Here is a 14133-nt window from a genome sequence, read left to right on the forward strand (position 1 = left end):
TCTCCGGAGGCGACGTCTGGCTGCTGATCCAACCTATTGAAACTCGAAGATATTCCGGAATACGCCCGGCGCGATGATCGACAGCGGGTTGATCGTCAGATTCGGTGCGTCGAGTTTGCCGACCAGCTTGAAGGTGATGCCGATCAGGCCACGGTCGGTACCGTTGCCGAGCAGGATACCGATAACAGGAAGCTCGGCGAACAGGCGATTGAGGCCATAGGCCGGCATGAAGGTGCCAGTCATGTCCATGTTGCCGCGCTGGTCCCGCACCACGCCCTGGAACACCGCGCCGACCTGATCGCCGCGCACGACCCCGTTTTCGATGCGGATCACGCCATCCTGCGAAAAGATGCGAGCGAACCCGCGCTGGAAGCGTTGCGCACTCGTGTCGATGTTGCGCTTCACCGCGGAGTTCAGGCTGCGCTGTTCCTGCCCGACGGGCGTCGACACGATAGAGTGCAGGCGCTGTTCGTTGACCAGTGAGAAGCGCCTGATGTCGATGGAACCGTTCCAGTCCCCCCCGGAGCCCAACCGGATAGCGAGGTTGAGAAGTCCGCCGCTCATGTGCTTGTAGAGATCGGCGAAACGCGACACCGCGCCGGCGTCACCGCTGGTGACGTTGATGACGCCGCCGCCGCGCGTTTGTGCGACAACCGCCTCGCCGCTGTTGGTGATGCCGGAGAAGTTCAGCGTCTGTAGCTTGCCGCCCTGGCTGACATAAACAAGTTCGACGTTGCGGACCTTCTCATCGTTGAACCCGGTGATGCGGTCGAGCTTTGCGCGAACGGACACGCCGCCGCTCGATCGATCGGAGGAATCGCTGCCGCCGCCGGATGATTTCATGCTCGCCAATATCGGCCGCACGTCGGCGCTGGCACCGGAAACATTGACCTCCATGTCGCCCTTGCTTCGCCGCAGCGAAACCGCGAAATCGTCAAGCGAAGAAAGCTTGACGCTGTCGAAATCCGCCTTCTGCAAATTGCCCTTGCTGATGACGAGCGAGCCGTTGACACCGAAACCGTCACCCTTCAGCGCGAAGTTCTTCACCTGAAGATTGTCGATGGCGCCGGATATCTCGAATGTCGCATTGGCGCCGATGCCACTGCCCTTCGACCATCCGATCCAGGGAATGTCGAGGCGCGCCTTGCCGAGGTCGAGCGATACTGCCTGCCGATCCTGATCCAGCCGGTTGAGTTCGACGCCGATCGTCCCGTCGATGATACTTGATAGCCCCGGAATGAGCTTCTCGCGCTGCTCGTTGCTGAGCGTCGCCGTCACTGTCTGCTGTACCGGAACGTTTGAATCCTTGTCGGTCGGCTGCACCAGCTTGATCTTAGCCGGAATGCCGTCTACCTGCCCGTCACCATCCAGAGACACCTGTTTCGGGTCGGCGTTCAGCGTGCCGTTGAGGCCGGTAATGACGCGGCCAGATATGCCCTTGGCAACGCCCAGGTCTTGAAGTTGCAGCGCCGCCTTCCACTCGATCGGCGGCGGGTCCTGCGAAGAAATCAGGCCGAACCGCGCCTGCACGGTAGCGCTGACCTTGCCCTTCAAATCATCGGGAACCAGACCGGCGCGATCGAGCACCTTTACCGGCTTGTAAGTCAGGAGTTCGCCGATAGCATCTGCATTGCCCGAAACAGGCAGGTTGAGTTCAGCCATCAGCGGCTTGTCGTAGGTGGACGGCAACACGAAGGTGCCCTCGCCGATGTTGACCGAACGGCCGGACGCGAAGAAGGAGGTGCCGCGCTTGAAGGAGATCGTGGCGCGCGGGCCGACGAGATCGAAATGTGCCCAGGCGTCACGGATCGGCGGGATGTCGCCGGTCACGTTCAGCCGCACATCCGCGATGTCGAAGCCGATCTTGATCTGGTTTTCGTCGAGCTTGAGCACCTTGCCCGCTGCCGCCTCGTCCAGCCTTCCAAACGGAATGAACACGGAGATCGACGCGTCGGTGATCGTGCCGCCGAAGAGATTTCGCAGCGCCCAGTCGCGCGCCTTCGGCGCCATCCAGAACGGCCAGAGTTGCTTGACGGCCGTCGTCTGCAATTGCTGCGACTGGCCCGCGAAGCTCACCTCCGGGGAAAGCTCGCCGAAGCGGGCGCGCAGCGAGCCGTAGAGGCCGCCCTGCGGGCTGCTCACCTGCATGTTGGCGAACTCGAGTTCCTTGGAGGCGACCAGATAGCGTCCGGTCGCTTTGATATCGAACGGCAGAGGCTGCTCGTCGGACAGGCTGGGCGCGGCGCTGCCGCCGCTGACCAGCAGGTCTATACCGAAGCCCTTTTCAGCCGAAGCGTCGATCTTGTCGAGATCGATCAGCGCGCCGTTGAACGGCACGGAGGTCCGATCGAACTGCAACAGCGACTTGCCAATCTCGACCGTCTGCTTGCCGAAGTCGTAGGAAAGGTTGAGACGCCCGCCGCTGAGAATCTGCTCGTCGCCGTCCATGTAGAACTGACCGGGCTTCAGGTCGATGACGGCGGCCAGCGCCGGTTGGGTACTCTCGCCGGCCCGCACCGCGGAAACCATGAGATCGCCGAGCCCGTCGACCCCTTGGCGAACTTCCCCCATATTGTTGCGCTTCAGCGTGAAGGGCGCGAGATCGACGCCGGTGACCTGGCCGGTCAGCTTCGACGTTCGTCCCTCGGACTGATCCATGACGACGCTAAGCGTCGCCGGCTTGCCGTTAACGGAAATGTCGCCATCCAGATGCAGCGCGCCCTGCCGTCCCTTGGAAAAGACAAGGCTGTCGATGACGACAGACAGCGGTCCGTTGCGGGTATCGGCGAGCTTGATGTCGATGCCGGAGAGCTTGACGGAACGCGTGCCGCCCCGCTCGACGAAATTATTGATGACATCGAGCTGGTCGAACACCCGCTCCATCGCCGCCGGCAGCGCGTCGATGCGGATATTGTTGAGGTCGAGTGGTTTTCCCGATGGCAGCAAAGCCGTGTCGAGGCCGATATCGTCGGCTTCGATCTGCGCAATCGCGATCCGGCCGCGGAAAAGTTGCAGCGGGTCGAGCGCCATGCGCATGGAACTGGTGGTGGAGAGATGCTGGCCGCTGTCCTCGTCGACCATGTTGACGTTGCGCGCCTCGAGCGCCAGCCGCATGTTGGAGGTGAAGCGGATGACCGTGGAACCGACCTCGGCGTGATACCGCGGACCAATCAGGGAATTGAGCGCCGATTGCGCCTGCCGCGAGAGCGTCGCGTCGAACATGCCGCTCTCGACCGTGAAGATCAGCGCCGCGAAAAGGAAGACGACGAAGCCGATGCAGGCGCCGGTCCAATTGGCCGTTCGGCGCATGCGTGAGCGCGCCGGCGGGCAATGTACGATCAAAGGATCTTCCGCCTGGGCGGAAGGAAGCTCGTGCAGTGCGACCACATCTTTCTTGCGGAATGTAATCTTCTCACCGCGGATCGCCGACATGCGCCTCGCCTAATTCCTTCACTTGGGGTTGGACCAGACTGGCTGGACGCGTATTCGTCCAATATATATCCGGCAACTCACCTGTCATCCACAAACCCGGCAAAAGAAAGGTTTCTCCATGGTCGATGTTACTATCGGCGCCAGCGCGCCCGCATTCGATCTCCCGCGTGACGGCGGGGGCCGCGTTTCACTGGCGGAGTTCCGGGGCAAACCGCTGGTTCTGTTCTTCTATCCCAAAGACGACACATCCGGATGCACGACCGAATCACTTGCGTTCACGGCACTTGCCGATGACTTCGAAAAAGCCGGCGCCGTCGTCGTCGGCATGTCGCCGGATTCGCCCGTCAAGCACGACAAATTCATCAGGAAGCACGGGCTCTCCGTCATCCTCGCCGCCGACGAGGAGAAGTCGACGCTGGAGGCCTATGGCGTCTGGAAGGAAAAGAGCATGTACGGCCGCAAGTATATGGGGGTCGAGCGTACGACCTTCCTGATCGCCGCCGACGGCACGATTGCCCAAATATGGGAGAAGGTGAAGGTTCCCGGCCACGCCGAAGCCGTTCTGGCCGCGGTGCAGAACCTCGGCCAATGAGCGAGGCGCTGAACGTCACCTCGCTGCGCGGCGGCGCCATCGACGCCATCCGCGCGGCCGATCTCGATCTGAAGACCGAGCTGGCGCAGGAGAGCGCCCGGCGTTGGTTTGCGCGCCGGCTGTCGCTGCGCTCGCCGCTCGATGCGCCGCTGCCCGATCGTCCCGGCCGGCCCGAGAAGCCTGAACTGGTGCCGCCGACACAGGTGAAGAAGCGGTCAGTGCATACGATCAATGGCCGTATCGCGCTGCTGCACGCCATCGCCCATATCGAACTCAACGCCGTCGATCTCGCGCTCGATATCGTCGCCCGCTATGCGACGGAGCCGGTGCCGCACTCCTTCTTCGACGGCTGGATGCAGGTTGCCTTCGAGGAGGCCAAGCATTTCCGCATGGTGCGCGCACGGCTGAAGGATCTCGGCGCCGACTATGGCGACATGCCCGCCCATGACGGACTGTGGCAGGCGGCGCACGCCACCCGCAACGATCTGACCGCACGGCTCGCCGTCGTTCCCCTGATCCTCGAAGCGCGTGGCCTCGACGTGACACCCTCGCTTCAGGCCAAGATGCGCGAGACCGGGGATCTCCAAAGCGCCGCCGTGCTCGACGTCATCTACAACGACGAGAAGGGACATGTCGCCATCGGCGCCAAGTGGTTCCGCTTCCTCTGCGCCAGGGAAAAACGCGATCCGGCCAGGACATTTCATCAACTGGTGCGCGCGAATTTCCGTGGCCCGCTGAAGCCGCCTTTCAACGATATAGCCCGCGCCGAAGCCGGTCTGACACCGTCCTTCTACCGCTCGCTGACATCGACCAGCAGCGGATGAACACGCATTGCGCGAGTTTTGATCTAAGCATTTATTAACCATACCGGTGTGTAATGAACCCAATTGAGGCAAGGGCCGTCAATTTGGAGATTCGGCGTGACGCAGGCACAACAGAGTCGCGTATTTGGCAAGCGAAAACAGGAGCATATCCTGATCCTGGCAAGTGGTGACAAGGTTCGTCACCTGACCGTTAAGCCCTGGATGGCCGCCATCGCGTTCTGCTTCGTCGGCGTTTTCACCATCGGCTACCTGCTCGCCACATCCTACCTCGTTCTGCGCGACGACCTGATCGGCGCAACCATGGCGCGCCAGGCCCGGATGCAGCACGACTACGAGGACCGCATCGCCGCCTTGCGCGCCCAGGTCGATCGCGTCACCTCGCGCCAACTGCTCGACCAGCAGGTGGTCGAGGACAAGGTCGACAAGCTGATGGAGCAGCAGATGGCGCTGACATCGCGCCACGGCAAACTTGGTTCGCTACTCGACCGCGCCGAAAGCTCCGGCCTTGGCGGCGGCGATCAGCCCGCCACGCAATCCCCCGTTCAGTCCTATGCGCCAGACGCCAAGGACAAGCGCGCGGCGCTGACCGGTGCCCCGGCCGCCATCGAGGCGCAGCTGGCCGGTGCCGCCACGCCCGCCGAGGCATCGCCCGACAATTCCACCCTCGCCTACGTGCCTGCTACAGAGACTGTCGGCGATCGGGCCGATCGGGTCTTCTCCAAGGTCACGCTCTCCCTGAAGAATATCGAGCAGAAGCAGCGCAGCCGCGTGGCGCAGCTGACCAGCGATGCATCCGAGACGGCGGATGCGATTTCCAGCGTGCTCACGCGATTCCGCATCGCGGTACCATCGGACACGGCGTCCAGGCAGGATGACAGCGCCGTCGGCGGCCCCTACGTGGAGCCGGAAAGCGACGACGATTTCGACAATTCGCTCGCTCAACTCGATGGCGCGCTGACGCGGCTGGAGACGGTGCGCAGCACCGCGGAATCCCTGCCCTTCCAGAGCCCCGGCATCGGCAAGGAGATCACCAGTTCCTTCGGCAATCGCCGCGATCCCTTCTTAGGTCGCCTCGCCTTGCATTCCGGCATCGACTTCCGCTTCGCTCCCGGCGAAAAGGTGCGGCCGACCGCGCCGGGCAAGGTCACGGCGGCTGGCTGGGCGGGCGGCTATGGCAACATGGTCGAGATCGACCACGGCAACGGCATCGCCACCCGCTACGGCCATATGTCGGAGGTTCTGGTGAAGGTGGGCGATACCGTCGACCGGCAGGATGTCATCGGCCTTGCCGGCAGCACCGGCCGCTCCACCGGCACGCATCTGCACTACGAAGTACGCACCGGCGGCCGCGCAGTCGATCCGATCTATTTCATGAATGCCGGCCTTAAACTCGCCGGCTACATGAAGTAACGCATTCTCCTAACGGCGTATTTACCTCTGCATTGGTTGCAAGGCCCCTATTCCTTGACTTCAAGGACATTTCGGCATATGTCGCGCTGCATTGCGGCATGCAATCACGCCGACTCAACCAGAGCGCGGCCGAACCGGAACGGAAACAGTTTTCCCTTTGACGACATTTGCTGATCTTGGCCTGAGCCAAAAAGTGCTATCCGCTGTCACCGATGCGGGCTACACGACGCCAACGCCTATTCAGGCCGGCGCCATTCCCTTTGCGCTGGAACGTCGCGATATCTGCGGTATCGCGCAGACGGGCACGGGCAAGACCGCGTCCTTCGTGCTGCCGATGCTGTCCCTTCTGGAAAAGGGCCGTGCCCGCGCACGCATGCCCCGCACCCTCATCCTCGAGCCGACCCGCGAACTCGCGGCCCAGGTCGCCGAGAACTTCGAGAAGTACGGTAAGAATCACCGCCTGAACGTGGCGCTCTTGATCGGCGGCGTTTCCTTCGAGGAACAGGACCGCAAGCTCGAGCGCGGCGCTGACGTCCTGATCTGCACGCCTGGCCGTCTGCTCGACCATTTCGAACGCGGCAAGCTCCTGATGAGCGGCGTCGAGATCTTCGTCATCGACGAAGCCGACCGCATGCTCGATATGGGCTTCATCCCCGATATCGAACGCATCGCCAAGATGATCCCGTTCACCCGCCAGACCCTGTTCTTCTCGGCCACCATGCCGCCGGAAATCCAGAAGCTGGCCGATCGCTTCCTGCAGAACCCGGAGCGCGTCGAAGTGGCGAAGCCCGCTTCTGCCTCGAAGACCATCACCCAGCGCTTTGTCGCTTCCCACGGCAAGGACTACGAGAAGCGTGCAACGCTTCGCGATCTCATCCGTGCCCAGGAAGACGTGAAGAACGCCATCATCTTCTGCAACCGCAAGAAAGACGTCGCCGATCTCTTCCGTTCGCTGGAACGTCACGGCTTCTCCGTCGGCGCGCTGCATGGCGACATGGACCAGCGTTCGCGCACGACCATGCTGCAGAACTTCCGTGACGGTCAGCTCCAGATCCTGGTGGCTTCCGACGTCGCGGCCCGTGGTCTCGACATCCCCGATGTCAGCCACGTCTTCAACTTCGATGTGCCGATCCACTCTGAGGATTACGTGCACCGCATCGGCCGTACCGGCCGCGCGGGCCGCTCCGGCGCTGCTTTCACCCTCGTCACCAGCCGCGACCAGAAGTTCGCCGATGCGATTGAAAAATTGATCGGCGAGAAGGTCGAATGGCTGAACGGGGATCTCTCGGCCCTGCCTCCGGCGGAACCGAGCCGCGACGACGATCGCTCCCGCCGCAAGTCCGGCGGACGTGATCGTGACAAGGACCGTGGACGCGGTCGTGGTCGCGGGGGTCATAAATCTGATATCGCCGTCGAAGATACTGCCGACGTCGAGACGATTGTAGCAGCACCAGCAAGGGCCGAAAGCGTGAAGCAAGAGCGCAAAGCAGAACAGAAGCCGCACAACAACTCGCGCAACTCGCGGCCCTATCCGGCGAACGACGACAACCGCGAGCGCCGCCGCTATCGCGATCACGACGACGGCCCGACCCCTGTTGGCTTCGGCGACGAAATTCCGGCCTTCATGCTGATCACCGCCAACGCCAAGATCTGACGATCATGGGCGTGCCGGGCATCGATTTCCCAGGCCTAGGCGTAGGCCTGGTGATTTTGCGCGACCACAAGATCCTTCTCTACAAGCGCATGCGTCCACCGGAAGCCGGCTACTGGAGTATCGTCGGCGGCAAGGTCGATCATATGGAGCCGGCTGAGGAAGCCGCCCGCCGCGAAGCAGAGGAGGAAACCGGCCTCGATATTGGTGGCGTGCGCCTGCTCGGGCCGACCGAACTGATCTCCGATGCCGACAACCAGCACTGGATCTCGCTGCTGTATATCGCCAGCGAGTTCAAGGGTGAGCCCAAGCTTACCGAACCGGACAAGCTCTCCGATTTCGGCTGGTTTAGCCGCGCCGAGCTGCCGCAGCCGCTTTCGGCCTTCGCGGCCGCGGCCATCGCGCGTCTCGGCGAAGACGACTTCGCCTGACAATATCGCCGATCATTCTGCCCGGAGCGCTGCCTCATAGGCGAGCCTTACCCATTTCGCCATGATGTCGGGATCGTCATAGGCATCCTCCGGCACCGACCAGTACGGCATCTTGATCGGCGTGCCCTTGCGCCCGTCATAGGTCCATTGCGTGGAACCGGCCTCGGCGAAATCCGGCGCGCTCTGCGCATCCGCCTTCAGCAGCATCTCGTCGCGAACCTCAAGCGCGATGATCCGTCCCATGTGGTAGATGCCCTTACCGCCGAACATCCGCTTGATGGTGACGGGGCCAAGTCCCTGAAACATCTCTTCGATCGCTGCCGCGTCCATCAAACTACCCCTTCAATATCCCGCCGGCCGCGATGACGGCCTCCGGTGTGTCGACGTCGAGATGTGCCCCATCGCCGATATCGACGTCAATGACCGGGATGCCCGATGTCTCGATGAGATGCCGCGCACCGACGTCGCCCACGAGCTGCATGATATCACCATGCAGTGACTGGGGCAGGATAACCGGATTGCCGCGCTTGCCATGCGACACCGCCCGCACGATCGAATGGCCGCCCGATTGCCGGAAGGCGGCAATCAGCAGGTCGAGATCGCCGGAGGACACCCCCGGCATGTCGGCGAGCATGACGAGCACGCCATCCGCCCGCCGCACCGCATCCGCGGAACACCCGGCGACCAGCGACGAGGCCATGCCCGAGGCGTAGTCGGGATTGTGGACCAACATCACGTCGAGATCGGACAGCGCCGCTTCGATATCCCTCTGCCTGTATCCCGTGACGACCGCGACCGCGCCGGCACTGCTGGCGAGCGCCGCCTGCACTGAGCGCCGCACCAACGGCACACCGCCGAATTCCGCGAGCAGCTTGTGCGGGCCGCCCTCGCCCATCCGGCTCGCCCTGCCCGCCGCCAGAACGAGCGCCGCGACCACGACCGGCTTTGCGGGCCGCTCGGCGGCATCGCGCAGACGCGGCCGCGATGTTATTTCCATAAGCAGGCCTCCAACCCCCATGCCGCTGATCTCGAAGGCATCCGGCATCTCTCCGGCGAGAACGCGGTCAAGCACCCAGTCGAAGCCGTTCTCCCTCGGACTGCGCGCGCATCCCGGCGCGCCGATGACGGGTATGGTGCCGAGACGGCCGAGCACCAACAGGTTGCCGGGATCGACAGGCATTCCGACCTGTATGACCTCGCCGCCGGCCTTGCGGATCGCCTCCGGGATGACGTCGTCTGCATCGATGACGGCAGAAGCGCCGAAGACGACGATCAGCCGGCGGCCGGACACCGGCGCATCCGCCGCAGAACGGATCGCGGTCGCCACTGCCTCGGCGCGATGCGCCACCCGCTCCTCGCCTGTCAGCGCGCTGCCCGATGCCAGCAACCGCTTTTCCAGCACGCGGGCCGTCTTGTCCATGACGCCGGGTTTCAGCGACGGCAGTTCCGTTGCCACCAGCAACACGGCATGAGCCGCAAAGGGCTTGACGGCAAAGGCATCGGTGGATCGCAGGATATCGCACGCAAGCGCAAGCTTCTCGCCCGAGACCGCCAGCGGAATGATCTTGAACGTCGCGACCATGTCGTCGGCTTTCACCGGCACATGGTCGTCAAGACAGGCGAGTGTAATGGCGGGATCGACCCTGTTCAGCCGATCGACCGCCGCCCGGTCGGCAACGAACAATCCATCGACGGTGGAATGGACGTTTACCCGGCCCGTTGATGCCTCGGAGAAGCGCAGATGATCGGGTCCAACCGCCTTCGCCAATTGCTCAGCCGCCTCGTCCTCGGTCACGTCGCCGGGGTCGAGCCCGGCGGCGATGACAGTGGAGACGCCGGCTCCGAGCAGCCGCTCGACGTCGGGTCGTTCGATTCTGTGTCCTTTCGGCAGGCTTCCGTCAGGAAGCCTCAGCGCGTGCGCAAGCACCAACCCTTCCGCCTCTCCGACGGGAAATTCGCCAAACCTCATGCCTCGTCACCTCTCATAGAGGTATCGTCACCCGACGCTGACGCGATATCGCGGAACCGCAGCGTCTTGATGATGTCGGCAAGGATCGAGACCGCGATCTCCGCCGGGCTGGCGGCGCCGATATCGAGGCCGACAGGGGCGCTGATCCGTTCAAGGTCCGCCTCGGCAATCTGCTGCTCGCGCAGGCGCTCGAGCCGCGCCGCATGCGTCCTCCGGCTACCCAGCGCGCCAACATAGAAGCAGCCTGTCCGCAGCGCCGCGATGATCGGCTCGTCATCTATCTTCGGATCATGCGTCACGGCGACGAGGGCCGTATAGGCGTCGAGCGGATGCGCCTTCAAGGCATCGGCCGGCCAATCGGCTACGAGTTCCACCCCGGAAAAGCGCTCAGGCGTGGCAAAGGCGGTGCGGGGATCGATGATGCGGATGTCGAAGCCCACCTCGGCGGCCATCGTTGCCAGCGCCTGGCTGATATGCACGGCGCCGATGACGACGATGCGGGTCGGCGGCAGGTGGACGTTGATGAAATAGCGGCGGCCGGCAAGATCGACGGCACCCGACTTGCCGGAGCGAAACGCAGCCTCGACGGCAACACGCAGCGATCCGGGCGGCATCTGACCCTCCAGCACGACGGTATCGTGGCCGTCGTCGAGATCGGTGATCAGCACGACCGCCTCGCGCGATCGTCTTGCGGTGTTGAGGGCGGCAAGCGTCGTCTGGCGCATCAGTCCAGCCTTTCGACATAGACCCGGATGCGGCCGCCGCAGGACAACCCGACCCGCCACGCCGTCTCGTCAGCAACGCCGAATTCGAGCATCTTGGCGTGACCACTTGCAATGACGTCGAGCGCCTCGGTGATGACCGCGCCCTCGACGCATCCACCGGACACGGAGCCCTCGAAATTACCCTCCGCGTCGATCACAAGATGGCTGCCGGCCGGGCGTGGCGCCGACCCCCAGGTCTCGACGACCGTCGCGATCGCGACGTTCCGGCCACTGCTTTTCCAGGTCTCCGCGACCACGAGCGGGTCGTGCTGCAAGGCACCGTCCATCATGCTCTTCCCTTCAATCTTTCCAGATACCGGCGCGGATCATGCGCCGACGATCTCGCGGCACCTAGGGCTGTCGCGAGATCACTCAAGGATGCCAAGTTATGAACCGGCCGGAATTCGTCAACATGCGGCAGCATGGCGCGCACGCCGCGGGCGCGCGGCTCGAAGCCGTCGAACCGCAAAAGCGGATTGAGCCAGATCAGCCGGCGGCAGGAGCGGTGCAGCCTGTCCATTTCCGTCGCCAGCAGTTCGGTGCCTTCCCGCTCCAGGCCGTCAGTGATCAGCAACACGACGGCGCCTTGGCCGAGCACCCGCCGGGCCCATATCCGGTTGAACTGCTGCAGGGTCTCGCCGATCCGCGTGCCCCCTGACCAGTCCTTCACCGCCGCCGCGCATTCGTCCATCGCCTGGTCGGGATCCTTGTGCCGCATCTGGCGGCTGACATTGGTGAGCCGCGTGCCGAAGAGAAAAGTATGCACATGCCGTCGCCGCTCGGTCAGCACATGCAGGAAATGCAGGAAGATCCGCGTATACTGGCTCATCGATCCCGAGATATCGGCGAGCACGACCAGCGGCGGCTGGATTTCGCGGATCTCGCGGTAACGCGGCAGGATCAGCGCACCGCCGTTACGCATCGCCGCCCGCATGGTCGCGCGCGGATCGATCCGGGCATGTATATGTGAAGGCTTGAAGCGGCGCGTACGCACCCTGTCCAGCGGCAGATGCAGTTTCGCCAGCACCTTCTTCGCCGCCCCGATTTCCGAGGCCGACATGCGCGCGAAATCCATCTGCCGCAATGCCTCGCTGCCTGACACGGTGAAGCGCGCGTCGATCTCGATATCCGGCTCCTCGCGCGGCGGCCTGTTATCAGGCCTGTCGCCCAAGAGCGCATCGGCAGCCCGGCTCTCGCCCGGCCTCGGCCTTTCCCGCTGGCGCCCGTCCGCTGCCTTCGGCGACATCATCGCGATCATCTTCTCGACGAGATTGCGTGAGCGCCAGAACAGCCGGAAGGCCTCGTCGAACACCGGCTTGTCCTCGTGCCTGGTGAGGAAGACCGCACCGAGCGCCGCGTGAAATTCCTCCCGCGAGCCCATGCCGATCGCCTCGACCGCCTCTATTGCATCGGCGATCGACCCTGGTCCGATCTTCAGTCCGGCGGCGCGCAGCGTGCGGGCGAAATAGACGATGTTGTCGGCGAACCGGCCGGCAGTCGGAGCATTCGAAGCAAGGCCGTCCTGTCCGCTCGCCGTATTCACGTCAGCCTGCCTGGGCCAGCTCGTGCCTGACCTCATCAAGCACTTTGGCACCCTCGCTCGTCTGGATGCGGGCGATATCGTCCTGATACTTGAGAAGCGTCCCGATCGTGTCGGAGATCGTCTGCGGATCGAGCGCCAGCCGGTCGAGTTCGGTCAGCGCCGTCGCCCAGTCGATAGTCTCGGCAACGCCGGGGTTCTTGAACAGATCGAGGCCTCGGAGCTTCTGCACATAGGCCACGATTTGCGCGGAAAGCGCCTCGTCGCAGCGCGGCACCTTGCGGCGGATGATCTCCAGTTCCTGCGCCGCATCGGGATAGTCGACCCAGTGGTAGAGACAGCGCCGTTTCAGCGCGTCGTGCACCTCGCGCGTCCTGTTGGTGGTGATGATGACGATCGGCGGTTCGCCCGCCTTGATCGTCCCGAGTTCCGGGATCGTCACCTGGAAATCGGATAGCACTTCGAGCAGGAAGGCCTCGAAAGCCTCGTCGGTACGGTCGAGCTCGTCGATCAGGAACACCGGCGCCCTGCCGCCGACCGACGAAAGCGCCTGCAGCACCGGCCGCCGGATCAGATATCGCTCCGAGAAGATGTCGGATTCAATGCGGCCGCGATCGGTCATACCCGACGCCTCGGCCAGCCGGATTTCCAGCATCTGCGCTGGATAGTTCCACTCGTAGACCGCCGAGGCGACATCGAGCCCCTCGTAGCACTGCAACCGGATGAGCGGGCGCCCCAGCGCCTTGGAGAGCACCTTGGCGATCTCCGTCTTCCCGACGCCGGCCTCGCCCTCGAGAAACAGCGGCCGCTTCATCCGCAACGCCAGAAAGAGAACGGTTCCGAGCGCCCGGCCGGCCAGATAGTCGTGGGCGCCGAGCATGGCGATCGTCTCGTCGATCGAAGACGGCGGCGAAGAAGCGACGTGATCCGACATATAGCCTCCCATGATCAGGAAGTTATAGCGTGTGATAGTTCCGGTTCATATAGAGAAGCGCCGGCCTTGCGTCACTGACCCGCACGCCGACCACCTCGCCGAAGATGATGTGATGGGTCGACATCTCCTTGATCTCGGTCACCCGGCAGTCGAAAGACGCCAGCGCATCCTCCAGCACCGGCGCGCCTGTCACCAAGGTAGCGAACTTGCCGACAGCGAAACGCTCCTCGTTGGTCAGGTGCGTGCGGCCGGAAAAGGCATCTGCGAGATTGTGATGGTGCGCGCCCAGCGTATTGAGCGCGAAGACGCCGCTTTTGAAGAAAATGTCGTTCTTCGGATTGCTGTTATTGAGGCAGACGAGCACCGTTGCCGGTGCGTCCGAGACCGAGCACGCGGCAGTAATGGTCACGCCACGCGACTCCGCGCCGATGGCGGTCGTGACAAGTTGAACGTGGCCGCCGAAACGGCTCATGGCTTCGCGGTAGAGACGCGGATCGATTTGCTGCTTGTCCAACACTCGGTTCTCCCGCCGGCGATCATCCGGCTATCATTCCCATTCAATATGAAGGTGATCGGTTACCTTTTC

The 14133-nt window shown here is 63.4% G+C and carries 13 protein-coding genes; 5 read left to right on the forward strand and 8 right to left on the reverse strand.

Annotated elements, in window-relative coordinates:
- Positions 1-33 precede the first annotated feature (33 nt).
- Positions 34-3432: a YhdP family protein gene (locus tag QTL95_RS20120; protein WP_289721691.1), complete on the reverse strand. Its 3399-nt coding sequence runs from the start codon at positions 3430-3432 to the stop codon at positions 34-36.
- Positions 3433-3550: 118 nt separating this feature from the next.
- Here QTL95_RS20120 and QTL95_RS20125 point away from each other — a divergent pair, with 118 nt between their 5' ends.
- From QTL95_RS20125 to QTL95_RS20145, 5 genes are all read left to right on the forward strand, one after another.
- Positions 3551-4024 carry a peroxiredoxin gene (locus QTL95_RS20125; RefSeq protein WP_289721692.1) on the forward strand — a complete coding sequence of 158 codons (474 nt, stop codon included), beginning with the start codon at positions 3551-3553 and terminating at the stop codon, positions 4022-4024.
- Positions 4021-4848, forward strand: coding sequence for a ferritin-like domain-containing protein (locus tag QTL95_RS20130; protein WP_289721693.1), 828 nt, complete (start codon positions 4021-4023; stop codon positions 4846-4848). The genes QTL95_RS20125 and QTL95_RS20130 overlap by 4 nt, the downstream gene beginning before the upstream one ends.
- A gap of 96 nt (positions 4849-4944) precedes the next feature.
- Positions 4945-6258, forward strand: coding sequence for a M23 family metallopeptidase (locus QTL95_RS20135; RefSeq protein ID WP_289721694.1), 1314 nt, complete (start codon positions 4945-4947; stop codon positions 6256-6258).
- 157 nt (positions 6259-6415) lie between these two features.
- On the forward strand, positions 6416-7912 hold the full coding sequence (locus QTL95_RS20140; RefSeq protein ID WP_037178515.1) for a DEAD/DEAH box helicase: 1497 nt from the start codon (positions 6416-6418) through the stop codon (positions 7910-7912).
- Between the two features lie 5 nt (positions 7913-7917).
- Positions 7918-8340, forward strand: coding sequence for an NUDIX domain-containing protein (locus QTL95_RS20145; protein ID WP_289721695.1), 423 nt, complete (start codon positions 7918-7920; stop codon positions 8338-8340).
- 12 nt (positions 8341-8352) lie between these two features.
- Here QTL95_RS20145 and QTL95_RS20150 read toward each other — a convergent pair whose 3' ends face one another.
- The 7 genes from QTL95_RS20150 to QTL95_RS20180 are packed head-to-tail and all read right to left on the reverse strand — an operon-like array spanning position 8353 to position 14064.
- A complete protein-coding gene (locus QTL95_RS20150) occupies positions 8353-8670 on the reverse strand; it encodes a TfoX/Sxy family protein (protein WP_289721696.1) in 318 nt (105 codons plus the stop codon).
- 4 nt (positions 8671-8674) lie between these two features.
- Positions 8675-10309 carry a molybdopterin-binding/glycosyltransferase family 2 protein gene (locus QTL95_RS20155; RefSeq protein ID WP_289721697.1) on the reverse strand — a complete coding sequence of 545 codons (1635 nt, stop codon included), beginning with the start codon at positions 10307-10309 and terminating at the stop codon, positions 8675-8677.
- On the reverse strand, positions 10306-11034 hold the full coding sequence (locus QTL95_RS20160; RefSeq protein WP_289721698.1) for an XdhC family protein: 729 nt from the start codon (positions 11032-11034) through the stop codon (positions 10306-10308). Before QTL95_RS20160 ends, QTL95_RS20155 begins: the two co-directional genes overlap by 4 nt.
- Entirely contained in the window at positions 11034-11363 is a 330-nt protein-coding gene (locus tag QTL95_RS20165; protein WP_289721699.1) for an XdhC family protein, read from the reverse strand. The genes QTL95_RS20160 and QTL95_RS20165 overlap by 1 nt, the downstream gene beginning before the upstream one ends.
- A complete protein-coding gene (locus QTL95_RS20170) occupies positions 11360-12616 on the reverse strand; it encodes a vWA domain-containing protein (RefSeq protein ID WP_289721700.1) in 1257 nt (418 codons plus the stop codon). The genes QTL95_RS20165 and QTL95_RS20170 overlap by 4 nt, the downstream gene beginning before the upstream one ends.
- Position 12617: 1 nt before the next feature.
- Positions 12618-13547, reverse strand: a complete 930-nt coding sequence (locus QTL95_RS20175; protein ID WP_289721701.1) for an AAA family ATPase — start codon at positions 13545-13547, stop codon at positions 12618-12620.
- Between the two features lie 22 nt (positions 13548-13569).
- The gene (locus QTL95_RS20180) at positions 13570-14064 is read right to left on the reverse strand and encodes a flavin reductase (protein ID WP_289721702.1); all 495 of its coding nucleotides are present in this window, start codon (positions 14062-14064) and stop codon (positions 13570-13572) included.
- Between the last annotated feature and the right edge of the window lie 69 nt (positions 14065-14133).

The organism is Rhizobium sp. S152 (assembly GCF_030380735.1).
In the GTDB taxonomy this organism is placed as follows: Bacteria; Pseudomonadota; Alphaproteobacteria; order Rhizobiales; family Rhizobiaceae; genus Rhizobium.